This is a genomic window from Streptosporangium sp. NPDC049046 (assembly GCF_040649155.1).
Lineage (GTDB): Bacteria > Actinomycetota > Actinomycetes > Streptosporangiales > Streptosporangiaceae > Streptosporangium.
Genome location: NZ_JBEZEZ010000008.1, coordinates 79,236 through 101,043 on the forward strand (window position 1 = coordinate 79,236; position 21,808 = coordinate 101,043).

Below are 21,808 nucleotides of genomic sequence, written 5' to 3' on the forward strand. Positions count from 1 at the left end.
TCTGACAGGGGGAACGGCCATGAAGGACGGCGACATCCTCGCCCACATCAACGAGCTGATCGCCGAGGAGCGGGAGCTCCGGGCGAAGCTGGGCTCGCACTCGATCTCCTCACACGAGGAGAACAACCGGATCAAGCAGCTGGAGGAGGCTCTCGACCAGGCTTGGGACCTGCTCAGGCAGCGCCGGGCGCTCCGCGAGTTCGGCGAGGACCCCGACTCGGCGGCCCCCCGCCCGATCGACGAGGTCGAAGACTACCGTCAGTGACCGTTCGCCCGAAAATTCGTCACAGGGAGTGCGTCGGCCGGCCCGCGAGCTGACCCGTCACTCCCGCTCGCCCGCCCCTGCCGCTCCGCCGCACTCACCCGGCGCGCGGCTCGGTCACGGACGGAGACTCGGCGGAAGTCGGAGACCTGGCGGGGTCGGAGACTTCTCCGTACTCGGAGACGGATGTGGAGACGGATCCGGGGACCGGTCGGAGGACGGTGACAGCGGGCCGGTCGCCTTCTCCGGACGGCCCTCGCAGCGCGAGTCCGCCGAAGTCCGCTGCGACGCCGGGGCGAGCCAGGAGATCACACTCTGTTCGACGTACCAGCCGTGCAGGTTCACCCACGTCCTGGGCACCTCACCGGGATCGGGGCAGAGCACCTTCGACTGCAGCCTGTCGTTCTGGATGAACTCCACGGCACCGTCACGCTTGAGGACGGTGGTCATCTGGTCGTCGCTGGCGACCATGTAACCCACGACCACCTCGGCGGGCCTCTTCGCGGTCGGACTCTCCACGCTGATCTGTATGGCGATCAGCGGGAGGATCGGCGCCCTCATCACGACCACGCCGACCAGGAACGGTGTGAACACCGCCATCCCGATCGCGATGCCGTGGGTCAGCACCCTGGCCGGTGCCTCGGGCACGGGACCGGTCAGCAGCGCCGCGAACACCGGGGGAAGCGTGAGCAGGATCGCGGTCGCCACGTCCCGCGCGGTGAACGCCGAGACGATCGCCGGCCACAGCATGACGTACGACAGCACGGCGGCGATCACCGGCAGCGCGTAGCAGAACGTCGTCCGCAGCTCCTCGTGATCCGGGAACCGTTCGCGCACGGTCAGCCCGAGCAGGGCGAGTGACATCATCGCGAGCGTCGGCAGGAAGCGCAGCTGCCAGGTGCACACACCCATCGCGACGGCGAGGACCACGACCCAGCCGGGCAGCCGCTGGGCGCTGTGCACCAGCCACGAGAAGCGGCCGGTGCTGATCCAGTAGAGGGTGCCGAGAAGCCTGCCCCCGACCACGACGACGGGCAGCACCCACACCGTGGTCAGCAGGACCGCGCTCAGCAGGCCCAGCGGGCTGATGGTCTGCACGAGCAGGAGCAGCGTCTGGGTGTCCTGCCTGCTGGCGTACCACAGCCGCATCACCAGCAGGACGATCGGGAACACCGGCAGCAGCGTGAGGAACCACTCCTGGTTCCTCGGCGCGTCCCTCAACCGCGCGTTGGGCTTCAAGGCGCGGAGGGGCAATCCCGCACGGGGAGGGTCCGCTCCCAGGGCCAGCGGCGTACGTCCGGGGGAAGCGCGCACGGCTGCTGCGCCTGCGCCACGTCCACCCCCGGGTTGGCCGCCAGCAACGGCCGGATGTGCTTCTCGTACGCCTCCTCCCACATCTTGTTGCCCGGATCGGCGTAGGAGCGGTAGAGCGCGAGGTCGACCAGGGTACGCAGCGCGCGGTTGGAACCCGCGTTGACCGCCCACATCTCCGTCTTCTCCAGCGCGATGTCGTGGTGGCGCAGCTTCCTCTCCGGCTGTGCGACGAACCCGGCCAGCAGCGCCGCGTCGGTCGTCACCGCCTCGGCCGCCCTGTCGCTCGGCACACCGTCCGCCAGACGGTCCACGCACTTGCTGATCAGGAGCTCGGCGATGGGATCGGTCTTGATCGCCTTCCTCAGTTCGGCCAGGGAGGTCGAGGTGCCGAGTGAGCAGACCTTCCTGCCCTCAAGCTGACCCAGCGAGGCGACGTTGTCGTCGGGGTAGTCGGCCCTGGTCACCACCGACTGCTCGGTGTAGAGGTAGGGCGTGGAGAAACCGACGGAGGGGTCGGCCCTGCGTTCCGGCGTCACGCTGAAGGTCGCCACCACGAGGTCGACCTTGACGAACGTGCCGTCCGTGTCGCGGGCCTGCATACGCGCCCTGTCCTCGGTCTCGATGGCGAGGAAGTCGACCTGGTCGGGCCGGAATCCCAGATCCGCCGCGATCATGTAGGCGATGTCGATGTCGAAGCCGGTGAAACCGGTCCCGCCCGGCTCCCGCAGGGCGATGCCGGGGGTGTCCTCCTTCACCCCGATCAACAGTCTGTCCTTGTTGAGGAGTCCCGCCTTCTCCCGCAGCTCGGCCTCGGTGGGAGGCCCGTTCACCCACGCGATGGACACCCCGACCACGACCGCGGCGAGGACCAGCGCGATCCAGGCGGCCAGCCGGAAACGGCGGAAACGGCGCCTGCGGGGCGGCCCCGGCGCTCCGGCCGGGGTGGTCGGCGGCCCGGGCTGGAAGCCCTTGACGTCCGCGTCGTCGAATCGCGGAGCGCGATCATGGCGGTCGTCGTAGCGCCGGTCACGTCCGTACCCGTCATCGTCCCGGCGGTCACGGTCATAGCGGTCGTCAGACCTCCGGCCGCGCTCATATCGTCCGCCGTCGCGCCGGTCGCGTCCGTACCCGTCATCGTTCCAGCGGTCCCGGTCATAGCGGTCATCTCGGTCATCTCGGTCATCGGGATCACCACCCCGCCGGTCACGCTCATACCGATCGTCGCCCCGCCGGTCACGGTCATAGCGGTCATCAGACCTCTGATCGCGGTCGTGGCGGTCATCGGGATCACGCCCCTGCCGGTCGCGTCCCTCGTCGCCTCGCGAGCCGGGGGCGGCGGGGGCACCGGAGGCACCACCGTCCGGCTCGCCGATCGCCCCGCCGGGCGGTGTCTCGCGCTCGCCGACGGCCGGAGGGCCGGTCTCCCCCGAGCCCGCGGCCAAGCCGCCACTCTCTCCCGGGGAAGACCGGCGCTGCTTCTCGGGAGGTGAGGGAGCCCTTTCCAGGCCCGTCTCCCCGTCCGCAGGTTCCTTCGCCATGACACCCCCGGACTCCGCTTTTCTGGGCAGATTATGTCGTCGTCACCCGCCGCGGGAGGCTCTTCATCAAGAAGTGATCAAATGGGCCCTTCTTGATATTGGAAGTCCGATTCGGATTTTCTGCGGATCAGACGGCGAGAAGACGGTGAATTCCCTCCCCGCGCAGTTCTTCGGCCGCGCCAGAGTGGACGACGTGCCCGGCGTCGAGGATGAGGAAACGGTCGGCGAGGCGGAGCGCCAGATCCAGATACTGCTCGACCAGCAGAACCGACAGGCCCGTGGCGTGCAGCCGCTCGATCGCCTCCTCGATCTCGATGACGATCGACGGCTGGATGCCCTCGGTGGGCTCGTCGAGGATGAGCAGCTTGGGACGGGTGACGAGGGCGCGGGCGATGGCGAGCTGCTGTTGCTGCCCGCCGGACAGGAATCCGGCGCGCCGTTTGAGCAGCGGCTTCAGACGCGGGAAGGTCTCCAGGGCCTCCTCCAGCGCCTCCTGCGACCCCTTGGCGGCCTCCAGCGTGACCTGCAGATTGCCGAGCACGCTGAGCTGCGGGAACGTCTCGTGCCCCTGGGGGACGTACGCCATGCCGAGCCGGACCCGCTCGTGCGGCGGCATGCGGGTCACGTCGCGGCCCTCGAAGGTGACCGATCCCGCGGTGGCGGGCAGCACGCCCATCACCGTGTTGAGCAGGGTGGTCTTGCCGACCCCGTTGCGGCCCATCACGCACATCAGCTGCCCCGGCTCCACCTCCAGGGAGACTCCGAACAGCACCCGGGCCCTGCCGTACCCGGCGTCAAGTTCCTGTACCGACAGCATCGCTGCGCTTCCTTCCGATATAGACCTCCTGCACGCGCGGATCGTCGCGAACCTCGTCGACCGACCCCTCGATCAGCACCTTGCCCTCGTGCAGGACGGTGACCTGCGAGGCGTACCTGCGCAGGAACTCCATGTCATGTTCGATCACGATCACCGTGTGGTCGTTCGCCACGGACGTGAGAAGCTCGCCGGTGCGCTCCCGCTCGTCCTTGGACATACCGGCCACCGGCTCGTCCAGCAGGAGCAGCTTGGGACTCTGGGTGAGCAGCATGCCGATCTCCAGCCACTGCCGCTGACCGTGGGAGAGCACCCCCGCGGGCCGGTCGGCCAGCTCTTTGAGGCCGGTGGTCTCCAGGGCCTCGGCGACGGCGTCTGAGATGCCCCGCCTGCGCCGGGTCAGCGACCAGAGCGGCCTGCGGAACGACGCGGCCAGGTCGAGGTTCTCCAGGACGGTCAGCTCCTCGAAGACCACCGAGGTCTGGAAGGTCCGCCCGACGCCGAGCCGTACGATCTTGTGTTCGCGCTGCCCGACCAGGCTTTTCCCGTCGAAGACGACCTCGCCGGTGGTCGGGCGGGTGAGGCCGGTGATGACGTCGATGAGCGTGGTCTTCCCCGCCCCGTTGGGGCCGATCAGGAAGCGCAGCTCCCCCTTCTCGACGGTGAGGTCGATGCCGTCGATGGCGCGGAAGCCGTCGAAGACCACCGACAGCCCGCGCACCTCGATCATCGGGCTCATCCGACCTCCTCCATGACTCTCACTCCGGGGGCGTCCGCGGGCGGCGGTTCCGGGTCCGTACGACGTCTCGACCTGCGCGCCCAGGCGTCGCGCGCCGACGCCGCCACGCCGAGGATCCCCTTGGGGGCCAGGGTCATGACGAGGATGAACAGCGCGCCCTGCAGGTAGAGCCAGCCGTCGGCGAACTGCTCGCTGAAGGACGTCTTGGCGTACCCCATCACGACCGCGCCGAGGATCGCCCCGGCCAGCGCGAATCTGCCGCCCACCGCGACCGCGACGACGAGTTCGAGGGAGGGGACCACTCCCAGCAGCGCGGGCGAGATGATGCCGACCACGGGCACGAACAGGGCCCCCGCGAGCCCGGCCATGCCCGCTGAGAGCGCGAAGGTGACGGTCTTGATCCTGGCGGGGTCGTAGCCGAGGAACCTGACGCGGTCCTCGCCGTCCCTGATCGCGACGAGCAGCCGCCCGAAGCGGCTTTTGACCAGCTGGCGGGCACCGAGATAGAGCAGTCCCGTGACGATCGCGACCGCGAAGTACAGCCCGCGCTGGGTGGAGTCGGCCGCCAGGTCCTGGCCGAACAGGTCGTAGAAGTTGGTCAGGCCGTTGGTGCCGCCGGTCAGGCCCTGCTGGCCGACGAGCAGGATGACGAACGCGGCGGCGAGCGCCTGGGTGAGGATCGCGAAGTAGGCGCCGCGCACCCGCTGCCTGAACACCAGCAGGCCGAGCACCGTGGCGATCGCCATCGGCCCGACGACGACCATGGCGAGCGCGAACACCGGGTTCGCGAACGGTTTCCACAGGGCGGGCAGCTGCTCGACCCCGCTCCACACCATGAAGTCGGGCAGGTCGCCCTGGGCGTCCACCAGTTTCAGGTGCATCGCCATGGCATAGCCGCCGAGGCCGAAGAACACGCCCTGGCCCAGGGTGAGCATGCCGCCCTGCCCCCAGGCCAGGCCGATGCCCAGGGCGATGATCGCGAAGCAGAGATACTTGGCCAGCAGGCCGAGACGGAAGGGCTCCAGCAGGAGCGGCGCGACCACGAGGGCGAGCACGGCCACCACCGCGAAGACCCCGGGCCCCCTGAGACGTGCGAGATTCATGTCAGCGCCCTCGATCGGAGTACGAACAGGCCCTGGGGCCGGAACTGGAGGAAGGCGATGATCGCGGCGAACACGATCACCTTCGCCAGGCTGGCGTCGCTCCAGAACTCGGCGTAGGAGTTGAGCAGGCCGAGGCCGGCGGCGGCGATGACGGCGCCGCGCAGCTGGCCGAGGCCTCCGGCGACGACCACGAGGAAGGCGTCGACGATGTAGTAGGTGCCGAGGGCGGGTCCGACGGGGCCGATGAGGGTGAGGGCCACTCCGGCGACCCCGGCCAGGCCGGAGCCGATGAAGAAGGTGCGCTGGTCCACGTGGGCGGTGTTGATGCCGCTGACCGCGGCCAGCTGGCGGTTCTGCATCACCGCCTGCATCCGCCGCCCCTGGCCGGTGCGGTTCATGTAGGCCCAGATGCCGACGACGGTGACGATGGCGAGGGCGAAGATGAAGAGCCGGTTGTAGGGCAGGGACGCGATGCCGCCCTGCAGCCAGGTGGGTGCCTGTACCTGCACGTTGGGCGCCCCGAACAGGTCGCGGGCGAGCTGCTGCAGCACGAGGCTCACGCCCCAGGTGAGCAGCAGGGTGTCGAGCGGGCGGCCGTAGAAGTGGCGGATCGCGGTCCGTTCGAGGATGAGCCCCATCAGCCCGGCGACCAGGAAGGCGACGGGCAGGGCGACGATCACGGCCATCCGGCCGGTGAGGTCCTGGAGCAGGTAGGCGGTGTACGCGCCCGCCATGATGAACTCGCCGTGGGCCATGTTGATCACGCCCATCTGGCCGAACGTGAACGTCAGGCCGAGGGCGATGAGGAGCAGTACGGCGCCGATGGACAGGCCGATCGGGAGCTGGTTGAGGAAGGCCTCCACCGAATCCCCTTCCTAGGAGTGTCTGGCTCCGGAGCGGGCCGTGCCGCATTGTGGGTGCGCCACGGTGCTGCCCGTGATCTGGTCACGGCCCGGTCCGGAGCCGGTCTGAGAGGGGGTCAGCCGTTGGCCAGGCCGCTCGCCCAGGGGTAGCCCTTGAGGTAGGGGTCGGGCTTGATCGGTTCGCCGGAGTTCCAGACCTCCTTGATGAGGCCGTCGGGCTGGATCACTCCGATCCTCGCCGTCTTGTACATGTGCTGGTTCTCGCCGTCGATGGTGACCAGGCCCTCGGGGCGCTCCAGGGCGATGCCCCCGGCGGCCTTCTTGACGGCTTCGACCTCGACGGTTCCGGCCTTCTTGGCGGCCTCGGCCCAGAGGTAGACGGCGTTGTATCCGGCCTCCATCGGGTCGGAGGTCACCTTGTCGGCGCCGTACTTGGCCTTGAACGCGGCGACGAACTTCTCGTTCGCCGGGTTCTCCGTGGTCTGGTAGTAGTTCCAGGCGACGGGGTGGCCGGCGATGTTGTCGACGCCGATGCCCTTGACCTCCTCCTCGGCGACGCTCACCGACAGGACGGGCATCTTCTCGGCGGTGACCCCCGCGCTGTTGAGCTGCTTGAAGAAGGCGACGTTGCTGTCACCGTTGAGGGTGTTGAAGACCGCGTCCGGTTTGGCCTGGACGACCTTGTTGGTCAGCGTGCTGTACTCGGTGTGACCGAGGGGGGTGTACTCCTCGCCGAGGATCTCCATCCCGTTCGCCGCCGCGTACGCCTTGATGATCTTGTTGGCGGTGCGGGGGAAGACGTAGTCGCTGCCGACCAGGAATATCTTCTTCTTGCCCTGTTCCTTGAGGTAGTCCAGGCCAGGGATGATCTGCTGGTTGGTGGTGGCGCCGGTGTAGAAGATGTAGGGCGAGCTCTCCAGGCCCTCGTACTGGACCGGATACCACAGCAGGGCCTTGCTCCGCTCGAACACCGGCAGCATCGCCTTGCGGCTGGCGGAGGTCCATCCACCGAAGGTGGTGGCGACCTTGTCCTGGCGGATGAGCTTGGTGGCCTTCTCCGCGAAGGTCGGCCAGTCGGACGCGCCGTCCTCCACGACGGGGATCAGCTTCTTGCCGAGTACGCCTCCGGCGGCGTTGATCTCCTCGATCGCGAGCAGCTCGGAGTCCCGCACGGTCACCTCGCTGATGGCCATGGTCCCGCTGAGCGAGTGCAGGATGCCGACCTTGATACCGTCCTCACCGCCACCGGCACTGGCCGCGTTCTTGTCCGCAGGGGCTTCGCCTCCACATGCGGTCAGTGCCATGGCCAGCGCCACGGCGACGACTCCGGAGCGCCACACTGTGTTCCTCAATGACTTTCCTCCTTGCCGGTACGGCCCCCGCACCGAGCTATCTGCCGTCAAGGTGACTGAGTGAGGTTTCCCGACTAGTTCGCAGTTGTTAATTGCGCTTTACCGGGATTTCACCGCTGTGACAGGACGTGGCGGCGCGGACACCGCGCCACTTTTTATCCTGACAAATCAGCAAATTTCGTGATATTCACTTCGGAACGCGTCGGTATACCCGCAGGAAAGGGGACACCGATGGCCGCTTCTCCCCCGTTCGTACGATCCGCACCACCTGGAAACCAGCACGACATCGACGTGCAACATCATGGAAACCGCCGGTTCCTATGGTCCGGGAATGCGGCTCACACCACACGAGCAGGAACGCCTGCTCATCCACGTCGCCGCCGGTGTCGCCCGCGACCGCAGGTCACGGGGCCTCCGGCTCAACCACCCCGAGGCCACCGCGATCATCGCGTCCTTCCTCATGGAGGGCGCCAGAGACGGGCGCACCGTCGCCGAGCTGATGGACGCGGGCCGCAAGGTGCTCTCCCGCGACGACGTCATGGAGGGGGTGCCCGAGATGCTGTCGTCGGTCCAGATCGAGGCCACCTTCCCCGACGGCACCAAACTCGTCACCGTCCACCACCCGATCCCGTGAGCCCCGGCCGATCTCATGAGAGCCCACGACTTTCCACCGGCCCCTCACATCCCAGGAACGGTGAGCGCCGATGACACCCGGTGAGATCCAGTACGGCGACGCGCCCATCCCGCTCAACCCGGGCCGCGAGCGCGTCACCGTCCGCGTCGTCAACACCGCCGACCGGCCGATCCAGGTCGGCTCGCACTACCACTTCGCCGCCTGCAACCCCGGCCTGGAGTTCGACCGCGAGGCGGCCTGGGGCACCCGGCTCGACGTCCCCGCCGGCACGGCGGTGCGGTTCGAGCCCGGTGTGGAGCGCGACGTCACCCTCGTACCGATCGGCGGACTGCGGATCGTCCCCGGCCTCCGCCCCGAGTGGGCCGGACCTCTCGACGGGAGCCCCGGTGTTCATTGAACGATCGCGCTACGCCGCGCTCTACGGCCCCACCACCGGCGACCGGGTCAGGCTGGCCGACACCGACCTGCTCATCGAGGTCACCGAGGACCTGTCGATGGGCCCTTCCGGAGCGGGTGACGAGGCCGTCTTCGGTGGCGGCAAGGTCATCAGGGAGTCGATGGGCCAGGCCAGGACCACCAGGGCCGAGGGTTCGCCCGACCTGGTGATCACCGGCGCGGTGATCCTCGACCACTGGGGCGTGGTGAAGGCCGACATCGGGGTCAGCGACGGCCGCATCGTCGCGATCGGCAAGGCGGGAAACCCCGACACCATGGACGGCGTCCACCCCGACCTGGTCATCGGCCCCTCGACCGAGATCCTCGCGGGCAACGGGAAGATCCTGACCGCCGGGGCGATCGACTCCCACGTCCACCTGATCTGCCCGCAGATCCTCGACGAGGCCCTCGCCGCGGGGGTGACCACCATCGTGGGCGGCGGCACGGGACCCGCCGAGGGCACCAAGGCCACCACCGTCACCGGCACCTGGTATCTCGCGCGGATGCTGGAGTCGCTCGACTCCTACCCGATCAACGTCGCGCTGCTCGGCAAGGGCAACACGGTCAGCCGCGAAGGGCTGCTCGAACAGCTCCGCGCCGGGGCCTCGGGGTTCAAGCTGCACGAGGACTGGGGCACCACCCCCGCCGCGATCGACGCCTGCCTCTCGGTCGCCGACGACACCGGCACCCAGGTCACGATCCACACCGACACCCTCAACGAGGCCGGGTTCGTGGAGTCGACGCTCGCGGCGATCGGCGACCGGATGATCCACGCGTACCACACCGAGGGGGCGGGCGGCGGTCACGCGCCGGACATCATCCGAGTCGCCTCCTACGGCAACATCCTGCCGTCCTCGACGAACCCGACCCGCCCGCACACCGTCAACACGCTCGACGAGCACCTCGACATGCTGATGGTCTGCCACCACCTCAACCCGTCCATCCCCGAGGACCTGGCGTTCGCCGAGTCCCGGATCCGGCCGTCCACGATGGCGGCCGAGGACATCCTGCACGACATGGGTGCGATCTCGATGATCGGCTCGGACTCCCAGGCGATGGGCCGGGTGGGCGAGACGATCATCCGCACCTGGCAGACCGCGCACGTGATGAAGCGCCGCCGGGGCGCGCTTCCCGGTGACGGCCCCGCGGACAACCTCCGCGCCCGGCGCTACGTCGCCAAGTACACGATCTGCCCGGCCGTGGCCCACGGCCTGGACGGCGAGGTCGGCTCGGTGGAGGTCGGCAAGCTGGCCGACCTCGTCCTGTGGGATCCGGCCTTCTTCGGCGTCAAACCGGACCTGGTGGTCAAGGGTGGTGTCATCGCGTACGCCCAGATGGGTGACGCCAACGCCTCCATCCCGACACCGCAACCGGTCATGCCGCGCCCGATGTTCGGTGCCGCCCCGCTCACCGCCGCCGCCACGTCGGTCCACTTCGTCGCCCCCCTCGCGATCGAGGACGGCCTCGCCGACCGGCTCGCCGTACGCAGGCGCCTGCTGCCTGTCGCCGACGTGCGTCGCAGGGGCAAGGAGAGCATGCCGCTCAACGACGCGATGCCCAGGATCGACGTCCATCCCGACACCTTCGCCGTCAGCGTCGACGGCGAGGTGATCGAACCCGCCCCCGCCGAGACCCTGCCCATGACCCAGCGCTACTTCCTGTTCTGACCGGTTCCCGATCGACCGCCCCGCTGTCCCGTCCAAGCGAAGGTGAGGCCCCGTAGCGCATGAACGCCGCGTTGCTGCTCCTGGCCGACTCCCGGTTGCCCGCCGGGGGTCACGGTCACTCCGGAGGCGTCGAGGAGGCGGTCAGGATCGGTGCGATCCACGACCTTCCCGGCCTCGCCGCCTTTCTGCGGGGCCGCCTCGCCACCGCGGGTCTCGTGACGGCCGCCCTCGCCGCCGCGGCCTGCGAGCTCGGCACGGCCCACCTCTCCGCGAGCCTCTCGCCTCCGGCGGGCGGCCCTCCGGCGGAGGTTCCCACGCGGACGAACGGCCTCCCCCCGGCTGACGGCGCCGCTCTCGCGAACGGTCCGGCTCTCACGCCCGCGAACGGCTCGTCTCCGGATCCGGAGACGAGCCGTTCGCTCTGGGTACGGCTGGACGCGGAGGCAGACGCCAGGATCTCCTCGCCCGCCCAGCGGGAGGCGAGCCGCACGCAGGGCAGGCTGCTGCTGCGCACCTCGCGGAGAATCTGGCCCTCCCCGATGCTCGACGCGCTGGCCGGGGCCGTCACCTCGGGGGTCCACCACCCTCTCGCGCTCGGCGCGGTGGCGGCGGTGGCGGGCTGCTCCCCCGCCGAGGCCGCCCTCGCGGCGGCCTACACCTCCGTCACCGGACCCGCCACGGCGGCGGTACGGCTGCTGGGACTCGACCCGGTGGCCGTCCACCGCCTGCTCGCCGAACTCGCCCCGGCCCTGGAAAGGGTCGCGGCCGCCGTCCCCACCGGGCCTGCGTCCCGATCCCGGGAGTCCTGGGGAGCCGGAAAACCCCGAGAGCCCGAGAAGACGCGGGAGTCCGGAGAAACCGGAAAGTCCCGAGGGCCCGGGATGTCATGGGAGTCGTGGGAATCGTGGGAGTCACTGCCCGCGCACGCCGCCCCCGCGCTCGACCTGCTCGCCGAACAGCACATCCGCGCAGATCTGAGGCTCTTCGTCTCCTGACGACCATCTGGAAGGACGGTGACCCCCATGGGCGCCAACCACGACGACCACCACCACGCCGCCGACCCTCACGGACGAGCATTACGCCTGGGCATCGGAGGCCCGGTCGGCAGCGGCAAGACCGCGCTGACCGCGGCCCTGTGCCGGACGCTCGGCCCCTCGATGCGCCTGGGTGTGGTGACCAACGACATCTACACCACCGAGGACGCCGACTTCCTGCGCAGAGCGGGCGTGCTCCATCCCGAGCGGATCGTCGCCGTCCAGACCGGATGCTGCCCGCACACCGCCATCCGCGACGACATCGCGGCCAACCTCGACGCGGTGGAGAGCCTGGAGGAGCGGTTCGGCCCGCTCGATCTGGTGATCGTGGAGAGTGGCGGGGACAACCTCACCGCCACCTTCAGCAGGGGCCTGGCCGACCGGCAGATCTTCGTCCTGGACGTGTCGGGCGGCGACAAGGTCCCGCGCAAGGGCGGCCCCGGCGTGACGACGGCCGACCTGCTCGTGGTCAACAAGACCGACCTGGCGCCGATGGTCGGCGCGGACCTCACGGTGATGTCACGCGACGCGGCGGCCGTACGGGAGGGCAGGCCCGTGCTGTTCACCTCGATCAGGGAGGACCCGAGCGCGCACGCGGTCTCGGAATGGGTCACCGGCCTGGTCTCGTCCTGGGCCCACGAACACTCCGGCGTCTGACCTCATGTCCGTCACCGACTCCGCTCCCGCACCCGCCGACAACGCCACCGCATGGTCCGCACGATCCCTACGACCCGAGCCCGGGCGGGCCGGGCGGCGGTCGATGAGGGCACGGGCGGAGATCGTCACCCGGCGGGACTCCGGCGGCCGGACCGTCCTGGCCACGATGCGTTCCGGACCGCCGCTCACGGTGCGGGCGACCGCGCCGGGCCGGGTGCACCTGGTGTCCACCGCCGCAGGTCCGCTGGGCGGCGACGACCTCGCCCTCGACATCGAGGTGGCACCGGGCACCGCGCTTGAGGTGCGGTCGGTGGCGAGCACGCTGGTGCTGCCCGGTTTCACGGGAGCCGAGTCGCTGATGACGATCACGGCCAGGGTCGGCGCGGGCGCCTCGCTGCGGTTCGCGCCGGAACCGACGGTGCTCGCGGCGGATTGCCTGCACCGGACGGCCGTCCGGCTGGACCTGGCCGAGGACGCGCGGGTGTTCTGGCGCGAGGAGATCGTCTTCGGCCGGTACGGCGAGCGGCCCGGGCGTTGCCACTCGCGCTTCGACGCCGTTCTCGGCGGGGTGCCGCTGTTGCGGCAGGAGTTCGTGGTCGGCGATCCGGAGATCGACGGCAGCTCCGCCGTCTACGGTGACGCCCGCTGCGTGGGCAGCACCCTGATCACCGGACGGGCGCCGGAGACGACGGTGGGGGACGGCTGGGCCGTCCTTCCGCTCGCCGGCCCGGCCACCCTGGTCTCCGCGCTGGGCCGGGACGCCGTCGAGCTGCGGCGGCGGCTCGGGCACGGTGAGGAGGCGACCGCCCTTGAGGCGACGATGACGGATCCTCGCTCGTAGAGACCCGGCAGGCGGAGCCACCGGGCCGTCACAACGACCTTGCGGGAAAAACCGGATCCGGCCGTCATCAGGTGGTGATACCCGGTCAACGTTCAAAGACGGACCGGCACCCGCCGTGCTCTCGCCGGGTTCGAAGTGCCTCGGTGCCGCTCTCAGTCGTAGAAGCCCAGGCGGCGGAGCTGCTTGGGGTCGCGCTGCCAGTCCTTGGCGACGCTGATGCGCAGGTCGAGGTAGACGCGGGTGCCGAGAAGCGCCTCGATCTGCCCGCGGGCACGGCTGCCGACGTCCTTGAGCCGGGAGCCCTTGTGCCCGATCACGATGGCCTTCTGTGACGGACGCTCGACGAACATGTGCGCGTAGATGTCGAGCAGGTCGTCGCGGCCCTCCCTGGGCATCATCTCGTCGACGACGACCGCGATCGAGTGCGGCAACTCGTCGCGTACGCCCTCCAGGGCCGCCTCGCGGATCAGCTCGCCCACCAGCACCTGCTCGGGCTCGTCGGTGAGCCGGCCTCCCTCGTACAGCGGCGGGCTCGGTGGCAGGCGCCGGACCAGCACGTCGGCGAGCACGTCGAGCTGCTCGCCCGACTGCGCGGAGACCGGGACGATGTCATCGAAGTCGGCGAGCTGGGAGATCGCGAGCAGCTGCGCGGCGATCTGCTCGCGGGTCGCCAGGTCGCACTTGGTCACCACGGCGACCACCGGGGTCTTCTTGATGCCCGCGAGCTTCTCCGCGATGAACCGGTCGCCCTTGCCGATGGGCTCGTTGGCGGGCACGCAGAAGCCGATCACGTCGACCTCGGTGAGGGTGGAGAGCACCAGGCTGTCCAGCCGCTCGCCCAGGAGCGTGCGGGGCCGGTGCAGCCCGGGAGTGTCGACGATGATGAGCTGGGAGTCGGGGCGGTGCACGATGCCACGGATGGCCCGGCGGGTCGTCTGGGGCTTGGAGGAGGTGATCGCCACCTTCGTGCCGACCAACGCGTTCATCAGCGTGGACTTGCCGACGTTGGGCCGGCCGACGAAGCAGGCGAAACCGGCATGGAAATCAGCAGCTGAGGAACTCACGTCCACCATTGTCCCCGATACCGGACTCAGCTCTGACGCGGTGTCCCGTCGGGGCCGGCCACGAGCACGGTCTCACCGCCCAGATCGCGGACCGCCCGCGTGTCGGCATCCGAGGGGCCTTCACCCGCCGTGACCAGCGCGGCGGCCTCCAGTGACTCCGCTCCGCTGGAGACAGCCATCGCCACGGCGACCTGGAGCGCGGAGAGGGTCAGTGACGGCAGCGCCACGTTGGTCGCCGAGTAGGTCCTGCCCGTCTCGTCCCGCACGGCGGCCCCCTCCGCGGCGCCGTTGCGGGCACGGGCGGAACGGGCCAGCACGATGATCTTCTTGTCCTCGGGATCGAGGGTCGCGTCACTCACGGCACAAGGGTATTCAGCCATCGACCCTCACCGCGACCCGGCCTCGCCCCGGCGGGGTTCTCCCGGCGAACCCCGCCGGGGCGAAGCCGGTTCTCCCGGCGAACCGCGGGCCGCATCCTGCCGGCGCATCCGCCGGTACGGCGTGCCCTTTCACGTGCCGGCCTCGTCGACCAGCAGGCGGGCGAGCTGCCCGGTACGCGCGGCGTCGACCTCCCTCACCCCGGCGTGCACCAGCGAGATCAGGGTGTGACCGCTGAGCGCGAACACCAGGTGGATCTCGTACGGGTATCCGTCCAGCCTGCCGTTCAACCGCCTCGCCCGCACCCCGTCACCGACCCCGCTCAAATCCAGGTCCAGGTCGGAGACCCTGAAGGCGGTGCCGCGACCCGCCATGGGCGTGCGCACGACAGGGCAGCCGCCCAGCGCCTCGGCGAGCTCGCCGAAGTGGAGTGCGGCGTCGTCGCCGTCGTAGGAGGCCAGGCCGAACCCGGCCAGTTCCCCGACCCCGTCGCCCTGGTAGGTCACGGCGGCCCGCGCTTCCAGCGCCCGCTTCGGCGGCCTGCCTCCGGCGGCGTCGAGGACGAGTCTGCAGTCCTCGTCGACGGCTTTGAAGGGGGCGCGCCAGCCGGCGCGCGGGCGTGCCGTGAACCCGTCAGGCAGCCCTCGCGCCTCGCCGAGTACCGCCCGCAGCCGGTCCCGCTCTGCGGCGTGATCCGGCACCCCGCCCTTTTCCTGCTCGCCGCACCCGGCCAAAACACCCGATAAAAGTCCACACAACACTACAAAAACGACAAAACTCATCCCCCGTGTCATGACCAATCCCCCGATGTCATGTGCGAGGCATCCCTGTCCCCACCGACCCGCTTTCTTCCCCATCGGCAAAAGCGGCAATCATTCAATAAACGCCTAAGGGTGCCCTCAACCGCACTTCACGGTCGAGAACACCCTTGCGCGAGTCACGCAGAACAGCCTCGGAGCTCTGCGTGACCCTGTCTCCCCTGAGGTAGATCCCTCGCACCGCGAACCCCTCCGGGCACCGGGACCTTCCCCACCGGCTCCCGCGCGACCGGGTGCCGTGAGAGAAGAGTCGCGCGTCCCGGTTGCGAGAGGCTTGCGAATGGCTTGTAAACGGATAACCCACCCAAAACGCATGGGGCGCTTCCCCGGGCCGCCGCGGCGGCCCGGGACCCCTCACTGGTCGGCGGAGGCCGAGACCGAGTCGGGCTCGGCGGGAACGGCCCTGGTGACGAGGACCGTGCCGATCCGGTTGCGGCGCCCGGCGAGGCTCTCGGCCGTCAGGCTGAGACCCTCCACCACCGCGTGGGAACCGGCGATCGGCACCCGGCCCAGCGCGTGCGCCAGCAACCCTCCGACGGTCTCGACGTCGTCGACCTCAAGCTCGATGCCGAACAGGTCCTCCAGGTCGCTCACCGGGAGCCTCGCGGTCACCCGGACCGCGCCGCCCTCCAGCGGCTCCACCCTGGGCGCCTCCTGGTCGTACTCGTCGGCGATCTCACCGACGATCTCCTCCAGAATGTCCTCGATGGTGACCAGACCGGCCGTGCCGCCGTACTCGTCGATGACGATGGCCTGGTGGATCTGGCGGGCCTGCATCTCACGGAGAAGCTGGTCGATCGGCTTGCTCTCCGGCACGTAGGTGGCCGGACGCATGAGGGACTCCACCGGCTCGGCACGCCCCTCGTCACCGGTGTCCTGCACCCGGCGCGCGATGTCCTTGAGGTAGGCGATACCGATGACGTCGTCCTCGTTCTCACCGACCACGGGGATCCGCGAGAAACCGCTGCGCAGAGCGAGCGACAGAGCCTGGTTCAGCGTCTTGCCGCGCTCGATGAACACCATGTCGGTGCGGGGCACCATGACCTCGCGGGCCAGGGTGTCACCGAGCTCGAAGACCGAGTGGATCATCTCCCGCTCGTCGGGCTCGATCACCCTGCGCTCCTCGGCCAGGTCGACCAGGTCGCGCAGCTCGGCCTCCGAGGTGAAGGGCCCCTCGCGGAAGCCCTTGCCGGGCGTCACGGCGTTGCCGAGCAGGATGAGCAGCTTGGGCAGGGGGCCGAAGATCCGGGTCAGCCCGTAGACGAGGGGCGCGCTCGCGAGCGCGATCGGCTCCGCGTGCTGACGCCCCAGCGTGCGCGGGGAGACCCCGACGATCACGTAGCTGATGACGATCATGACGGCCGCGGCGGCGGCGTAGGCACCGCCCCGGTCGCCGAGCCAGTCGATGAAGAGCAGCGTGGCGATCACCGTGGCGACCAGCTCGCAGCTCAGCCGGAGCAGGAGCAGCAGGTTCAGGTAGCGCGGCGGGTCGGCGACGATGGCCTGCAGGCGCTCTGCGCCCCGGCGGCCTTCGCGGCAGAACTCCTCCGCGCGAACCCTTGAGATGCGGGTCAGGGCCGTCTCCGCGCTGGCGATCAACCCGCCGACCACAACGAGGACGACGGCCGCGAACAACCACCCGTTGGCGAGGTTCACCGCTGGGGGCGCACCTCCCGCCACGACTCCAGAAGCTCGCCCTGAAGGCCGAACATCTCCTTGTGCTCCTCAGGCTCGGCGTGGTCGTATCCGAGCAGGTGGAGGATGCCGTGCGTGCACAGCAGCTCCAGCTCGGCCTCGGTGCCGTGCCCGGCCTCGGCCCCCTGCTTGGCGGCCACCTGCGGGCAGAGCACCACGTCACCGAGGAGCGCCGGGTCGGTGGGCGCGTCGCCCTCCTGCCTCGCCCCCGCGCCGGGCCCGGGGCGCAACTCGTCCATCGGGAAGGCGAGCACGTCGGTGGGGCCGGGCTCGCCCATCCACTGCTCGTGCAGCACCGACATCGCCTCTTCGTCGACGACCAGGATCGACAGCTCGGCGAGCGGGTTGATGCCCATCCGCTCCAGCACGTGCCCCGCGAGCGAGACGATGAGCCCCTCGTCGATCTCGACACCGGACTCGTTGTTGACCTCGACGCTCATCGGGCGCTCCTCGCTCCCCGCTCGCCACGCGGCCGGCTCGTGCCCCGCGCCCCGATCGGTTTTCCGCGCCGGAGTCGCTCCACGCTCATCGCCTCTCGACCGGCCGTTCTCATGATCTCCCTCGGGGACGCTTGACCACGCCCTTGATCTGCTCCACCGCGCTGCTCTGGCGCTGCGTCTCGTCGTAGCGCCCGTACGCGTCCACGATGTCTCCCACCAGCTTATGCCGCACCACGTCAGCGCTGGTCAGGCGGCTGAAGTGAATGTCGGAGATGCCATCCAGGATGTCCTGGACGACCCGGAGGCCGCTCTGTGTGCCGTTCGGCAGGTCGACCTGGGTGACGTCTCCGGTGACAACGATCTTCGAGTTGAAGCCCAGCCGCGTCAGGAACATCTTCATCTGCTCCGGCGAGGTGTTCTGCGCCTCGTCCAGGATGATGTAGGCGTCGTTGAGCGTACGGCCGCGCATGTAGGCCAGGGGGGCGACCTCGATCGTGCCCGCGGCCATCAGCCTGGGGATCGAGTCGGGGTCGAGCATGTCGTGCAGCGCGTCGTAGAGCGGGCGCAGGTAGGGGTCGATCTTCTCGTAGAGCGTGCCCGGCAGGAAGCCCAGCCTCTCGCCCGCCTCGACGGCGGGGCGGGTGAGGATGATCCGGTTGACCTTCTTCTCCTGGAGGGCCTTCACGGCCTTCGCCATGGCGAGGTAGGTCTTGCCCGTGCCTGCCGGACCGATGCCGAAGACGATGGTGAACTTGTCGATCGCGTCGACGTAACGCTTCTGGTTCACGGTCTTCGGGCGGATGGTCCGGCCCCGCGAGGAGATGATGTCCAGGGAGAGCACCTCGGCGGGCCTGTCGGAGGTCATCCGCAGCATCGCGATGCTGCGCTCGACCGCGTCGGCCGTGAGCTGCGCGCCCCCGCGGACGAGTTCGGACATCTCCTCGAAGAGCCGCACCACGGTGCTGCTCTCCTCAGGGCTGCCGGTGACGGTGATCTCGTTGCCCCGGACGTGGATGTCGGCGCGGAAGGCGCCCTCGATGACGCGCAACAACTCGTCGCGCGAGCCCAGCAGGCTGACCATCGACTGATCGTCCGGAATAACCACCTTCGCCTGGGTCCGGCTGGCACCCCGGGACCTCGGCGGCGTTCTGCTGGAATCGTTTGTCTCGGACATGAGCGGGCCTTACGGCCTGTTCGCCTCCAGATATAGGCGCGGAACTTCAACGCCATGCTATCCGCGATCGTCAAGATCACGCCTACCGGTTTTCAGCCGGGCGGCCACTGCAGGCCCCGCCCGCCGATCACGTGTCCGTGCACGTGGAAGACGGTCTGGCCGGCACCGGGCCCGGTGTTGAACACCAGCCGGTAGCCCGACTCGGCGACCCCCTCCAGCAGGGCGACCTCGTGCGCGGCCTTGATCACCTCGTCGGCCAGGCCGTGGTCGGCCGCGGCGAGGGCCGCCGCGTCCCGGTAATGGTCCTTGGGGATCACCAGCACGTGGGTCGGCGCCTGGGGATTGACATCGCGGAAGGCCAGCGCGTGATCGGTCTCGTAGACGATCTCCGCGGGAATCTCCTTGGCCACGATCCTGCAGAACAGGCAGTCGGCTTCGCTCACCATGACAGGCACCATACCGCTGAGGACGTTGTGAATCGGTGATGGTTCCCGTCCGCAAACAAAGATCCGCCCGGATATGGTGGGTGTGCAAAACTTCAACCACGACAGCCCTTTGCGCACAGCAATATATGGCCGCCTGGCGAGGACACGACTGGGTCATGCCCCCTAATGAACCGGAAGAGCGTAAACCCTCTGGGAAGGCCAAGCGTCCCACTGATGTGACCACCGAGACCCTCGTGGCCGACAGGTCGCTCGGGGCGGTGCCCGTCGGATGGGACGCCGACATGGCCGTTACCGCGCTCTACAGCGCGCACTATCGGTCTCTTGTCCGTCTCGCCGTCTTGCTCGTCCGCGATATGGCAACCGCGGAGGAGGTCGTGCAGGACGCGTTCGTCGCCATCCATGGCGCCTGGCGCCGACTGCGCGACACCGACAAGGCACTGGCCTACCTGCGTCAGTCGGTCGTCAACCGATCACGTTCGGTGCTTCGGCATCGAGCGGTCGTCGAGAAGTACGCGCCCAAGGGCATGCCCGACGCGCCGAGCGCCGAGAACGGCGCGATCGGCGAGTTCGAGCGTTCCGCCGTCATCGAAGCGCTGCGCGGGTTGCCCGCACGCCAGCGGGAGGCCCTGGTCCTGCGTTACTACGGAGACCTGTCCGAGGCGCAGATCGCCCACGCGATGGGCATCAGCAAAGGCGCGGTCAAGAGCCACACGGCTCGTGGCATGGCCGCCCTACGAACCTCACTGGAGCAACTGTCATGACCGACTCCCCGGATGAGTACGGCGAGCTGCTTCGCCGCGCGCTCAGCGCGGAGGCGAACTCGGTCGTTCCCTCCCCGGACGGGCTGGAGATAATCCGCGGCCGCATCGAGCGGCGCGGACTCCGCGGGCTGATGTGGTGGCGTGCCGGAGCCTCCGTCGCCGGTGCGGTCCTCGTCGCGGCGACCGTCGTCATGGTGGTTCCCCAGTTCCGCGAACAGGTGATCCCTCAAGTGAGCACCGAAGGGGTCAAGTACGCCGAGTCGACTCCTCCCGTCGACGGGTCCGCCACCTCGCGCCCCCCTGCGGCCTCCTCGCAGCCACCGTCCGCCCACGCCCCGCTTCCGACTCTCGACAGGTCGGGCGGCTCCGGCGCCACCATGCTCCCGCCGACGCCCACACCGTCCAGGAGCGCGGCGTCCAGCACCCGGCCGTCCAGGACCGACTCGGCGCCGACGCCCCGGGCGGCGCCGACGCCGACGCCGACCTGCCCCACTCCCCCCGACAGCCCTGAGGTCGAGCCCAGCGGGATCATCAGCAAGTGCGAGGAGATCGAGGCGACCCCGACGCCGTCGCGATCGAGGCCACCGGCCCCCTCGGAGAGCCCGTGCTCGCCCGACGAGTGCGCCCCCTCGAGCGACGTGTCGCCCCCCATGCCGACGGAGGCGAACACCCTGGCTCCGGCCCCCATCCAGAACTAGCGCGGTAACCGGTCACGGCGAGCCGTGACCGGCCCTCCATTCACAACCCGCGTTGGTAACCGGTTACAGCGAGCCGTGACCGGTCCCCCACCTACAACCCGCGTTGGTAACCGGCCACGGCAAGCCATGACCGGTCCCCCACCCACAAACCAGCATTGGTAACCGGCCACGGCAAGCCATGACCGGTCCCCCACCCACAAACCAGCATTGGTAACCGGCCACGGCAAGCCATGACCGGTTCTTTGTCTCACGGCTGCCGAGACCTCACGGCGCGGATCCCCCGGGCCCCGTGGTCGCCGTGCGATCGGTGGCGCGTCGGCAGGGGCGCCCTACCAGCGGCCACTGCGCGTCTGGAGCACCGCCGCCGCGACGACGCCGGCCGTCGAGGTGCGCAGCACCGTCGGCCCGAGCAGCGCGGGCACCGCCTTGGCCTCGCGGAACGCGGCGATCTCCTCCCCCGACACCCCGCCCTCGGGTCCGACCACCACGACGATGTCGCCGCCCGCGGGGAGAGGCAGGCCGGACAGCGGGGAGGCGGCCTCCTCGTGCAGTACGACGCCCAACGCCGCCGCCGACAACAGGCCGGCCACCTTCGCGGTGGACGCGAGCTCCGTCACCTCCGGCAGGTGAAAGCGGCGCGACTGCTTGCCCGCCTCGCGCGCCGTGGAGCGCCAGCGGGCCAGCGCCTTGGCCGCCCGCTCGCCCTTCCACTGGGTGACGCACCTCGCCGCGGCCCAGGGGACGATCACGTCGACCCCCGCCTCGGTCATCATCTCCACGGCCAGCTCGCCCCGGTCGCCCTTGGGCAGGCCCTGGACCACGACCAGGCGCGGCGACGGCACGGGCACGTCGTGGCGGCGCAGTACCTCGACCCGGAGTGAGTCTCTGCCCGCCTCGGTCACCACACACTCGGCGACGGAGCCCGCCCCGTCGGTCAGGTCGAGCCGCTCACCCGCCCGCAGCCGCCGTACGGCCGCCGCGTGGCGTCCTTCGGGACCGCCGAAGACGAACTCCGGCCTGGCCAGGTCGGCCGGGTCCGCCAGGAAGACCGGGACGGTCATGGGCCGTCCGGGCGGACCGC

Annotated in this window: 24 protein-coding genes; 9 read left to right on the forward strand and 15 right to left on the reverse strand. The window is 69.7% G+C overall.

Annotation, left to right across the window (positions count from 1 at the left end; genetic code table 11):
* Positions 1-19 precede the first annotated feature (19 nt).
* The gene (locus AB0B96_RS13220; RefSeq protein WP_350944534.1) at positions 20-265 is read left to right on the forward strand and encodes a DUF2630 family protein; all 246 of its coding nucleotides are present in this window, start codon (positions 20-22) and stop codon (positions 263-265) included.
* Between the two features lie 114 nt (positions 266-379).
* Here AB0B96_RS13220 and AB0B96_RS13225 read toward each other — a convergent pair whose 3' ends face one another.
* The 7 genes from AB0B96_RS13225 to urtA form a co-directional block, all read right to left on the reverse strand.
* On the reverse strand, positions 380-1,501 hold the full coding sequence (locus tag AB0B96_RS13225; protein ID WP_362898409.1) for a hypothetical protein: 1,122 nt from the start codon (positions 1,499-1,501) through the stop codon (positions 380-382).
* Positions 1,498-3,114, reverse strand: coding sequence for a transporter substrate-binding domain-containing protein (locus AB0B96_RS13230; protein WP_362898411.1), 1,617 nt, complete (start codon positions 3,112-3,114; stop codon positions 1,498-1,500). Before AB0B96_RS13230 ends, AB0B96_RS13225 begins: the two co-directional genes overlap by 4 nt.
* Positions 3,115-3,241: 127 nt before the next feature.
* Positions 3,242-3,931, reverse strand: coding sequence for an urea ABC transporter ATP-binding subunit UrtE (gene urtE, locus AB0B96_RS13235; RefSeq protein ID WP_362898413.1), 690 nt, complete (start codon positions 3,929-3,931; stop codon positions 3,242-3,244).
* Positions 3,909-4,658 (reverse strand): urea ABC transporter ATP-binding protein UrtD, encoded by a 750-nt coding sequence (gene urtD, locus AB0B96_RS13240; RefSeq protein WP_362898761.1) that lies wholly within the window; start codon positions 4,656-4,658, stop codon positions 3,909-3,911. The genes urtE and urtD overlap by 23 nt, the downstream gene beginning before the upstream one ends.
* Before the next feature lie 5 nt (positions 4,659-4,663).
* Positions 4,664-5,770 carry an urea ABC transporter permease subunit UrtC gene (gene urtC / locus AB0B96_RS13245; protein ID WP_350944540.1) on the reverse strand — a complete coding sequence of 369 codons (1,107 nt, stop codon included), beginning with the start codon at positions 5,768-5,770 and terminating at the stop codon, positions 4,664-4,666.
* On the reverse strand, positions 5,767-6,633 hold the full coding sequence (urtB, locus tag AB0B96_RS13250; protein WP_350944542.1) for an urea ABC transporter permease subunit UrtB: 867 nt from the start codon (positions 6,631-6,633) through the stop codon (positions 5,767-5,769). Before urtB ends, urtC begins: the two co-directional genes overlap by 4 nt.
* 116 nt (positions 6,634-6,749) lie before the next feature.
* Positions 6,750-7,937, reverse strand: a complete 1,188-nt coding sequence (gene urtA / locus AB0B96_RS13255; RefSeq protein ID WP_350944843.1) for an urea ABC transporter substrate-binding protein — start codon at positions 7,935-7,937, stop codon at positions 6,750-6,752.
* Positions 7,938-8,316: 379 nt separating this feature from the next.
* Between urtA and AB0B96_RS13260 the strand changes: the two genes are divergently transcribed.
* The 6 genes from AB0B96_RS13260 (at position 8,317) to AB0B96_RS13285 (ending at position 13,253) form a co-directional block, all read left to right on the forward strand.
* Entirely contained in the window at positions 8,317-8,619 is a 303-nt protein-coding gene (locus AB0B96_RS13260; RefSeq protein WP_350944544.1) for an urease subunit gamma, read from the forward strand.
* Between the two features lie 70 nt (positions 8,620-8,689).
* A complete protein-coding gene (locus AB0B96_RS13265; RefSeq protein ID WP_350944545.1) occupies positions 8,690-9,016 on the forward strand; it encodes an urease subunit beta in 327 nt (108 codons plus the stop codon).
* The gene (locus AB0B96_RS13270) at positions 9,006-10,721 is read left to right on the forward strand and encodes an urease subunit alpha (protein ID WP_362898417.1); all 1,716 of its coding nucleotides are present in this window, start codon (positions 9,006-9,008) and stop codon (positions 10,719-10,721) included. Before AB0B96_RS13265 ends, AB0B96_RS13270 begins: the two co-directional genes overlap by 11 nt.
* A 59-nt stretch (positions 10,722-10,780) precedes the next feature.
* Complete coding sequence (locus AB0B96_RS13275) at positions 10,781-11,716, forward strand: urease accessory UreF family protein (protein WP_362898419.1); 936 nt, start codon at positions 10,781-10,783, stop codon at positions 11,714-11,716.
* 27 nt (positions 11,717-11,743) lie between these two features.
* Complete coding sequence (ureG, locus tag AB0B96_RS13280; RefSeq protein WP_350944549.1) at positions 11,744-12,412, forward strand: urease accessory protein UreG; 669 nt, start codon at positions 11,744-11,746, stop codon at positions 12,410-12,412.
* Between the two features lie 4 nt (positions 12,413-12,416).
* The gene (locus AB0B96_RS13285; RefSeq protein WP_362898421.1) at positions 12,417-13,253 is read left to right on the forward strand and encodes an urease accessory protein UreD; all 837 of its coding nucleotides are present in this window, start codon (positions 12,417-12,419) and stop codon (positions 13,251-13,253) included.
* Between the two features lie 152 nt (positions 13,254-13,405).
* On the opposite strand, the gene era is transcribed toward AB0B96_RS13285, so the two are convergent.
* The 7 genes from era to AB0B96_RS13320 all read right to left on the reverse strand — a co-directional run bounded on the left by era (position 13,406) and on the right by AB0B96_RS13320 (position 19,265).
* Positions 13,406-14,326 carry a GTPase Era gene (gene era, locus AB0B96_RS13290; protein WP_362898423.1) on the reverse strand — a complete coding sequence of 307 codons (921 nt, stop codon included), beginning with the start codon at positions 14,324-14,326 and terminating at the stop codon, positions 13,406-13,408.
* A gap of 17 nt (positions 14,327-14,343) precedes the next feature.
* Positions 14,344-14,697: a cytidine deaminase gene (locus AB0B96_RS13295; protein ID WP_350944553.1), complete on the reverse strand. Its 354-nt coding sequence runs from the start codon at positions 14,695-14,697 to the stop codon at positions 14,344-14,346.
* A 129-nt stretch (positions 14,698-14,826) separates the two neighbouring features.
* On the reverse strand, positions 14,827-15,396 hold the full coding sequence (locus tag AB0B96_RS13300; RefSeq protein ID WP_362898425.1) for a hypothetical protein: 570 nt from the start codon (positions 15,394-15,396) through the stop codon (positions 14,827-14,829).
* Positions 15,397-15,867: 471 nt separating this feature from the next.
* Positions 15,868-17,169 carry a hemolysin family protein gene (locus AB0B96_RS13305; RefSeq protein WP_350944557.1) on the reverse strand — a complete coding sequence of 434 codons (1,302 nt, stop codon included), beginning with the start codon at positions 17,167-17,169 and terminating at the stop codon, positions 15,868-15,870.
* Positions 17,166-17,648, reverse strand: a complete 483-nt coding sequence (gene ybeY, locus AB0B96_RS13310) for an rRNA maturation RNase YbeY (RefSeq protein WP_344742683.1) — start codon at positions 17,646-17,648, stop codon at positions 17,166-17,168. The genes AB0B96_RS13305 and ybeY overlap by 4 nt, the downstream gene beginning before the upstream one ends.
* Positions 17,649-17,757: 109 nt before the next feature.
* On the reverse strand, positions 17,758-18,822 hold the full coding sequence (locus AB0B96_RS13315; protein ID WP_350944561.1) for a PhoH family protein: 1,065 nt from the start codon (positions 18,820-18,822) through the stop codon (positions 17,758-17,760).
* A gap of 92 nt (positions 18,823-18,914) precedes the next feature.
* Complete coding sequence (locus AB0B96_RS13320; RefSeq protein WP_362898764.1) at positions 18,915-19,265, reverse strand: histidine triad nucleotide-binding protein; 351 nt, start codon at positions 19,263-19,265, stop codon at positions 18,915-18,917.
* A gap of 284 nt (positions 19,266-19,549) precedes the next feature.
* Here AB0B96_RS13320 and AB0B96_RS13325 point away from each other — a divergent pair, with 284 nt between their 5' ends.
* Together AB0B96_RS13325 and AB0B96_RS13330 are read left to right on the forward strand one after the other, a co-directional pair.
* Complete coding sequence (locus AB0B96_RS13325) at positions 19,550-20,029, forward strand: SigE family RNA polymerase sigma factor (protein WP_043655278.1); 480 nt, start codon at positions 19,550-19,552, stop codon at positions 20,027-20,029.
* On the forward strand, positions 20,026-20,727 hold the full coding sequence (locus tag AB0B96_RS13330; protein ID WP_362898428.1) for a hypothetical protein: 702 nt from the start codon (positions 20,026-20,028) through the stop codon (positions 20,725-20,727). Before AB0B96_RS13325 ends, AB0B96_RS13330 begins: the two co-directional genes overlap by 4 nt.
* A 329-nt stretch (positions 20,728-21,056) precedes the next feature.
* Here the strand turns inward: AB0B96_RS13330 and AB0B96_RS13335 are convergent, their stop codons facing one another.
* On the reverse strand, positions 21,057-21,788 hold the full coding sequence (locus AB0B96_RS13335) for a 16S rRNA (uracil(1498)-N(3))-methyltransferase (protein ID WP_362898430.1): 732 nt from the start codon (positions 21,786-21,788) through the stop codon (positions 21,057-21,059).
* Between the last annotated feature and the right edge of the window lie 20 nt (positions 21,789-21,808).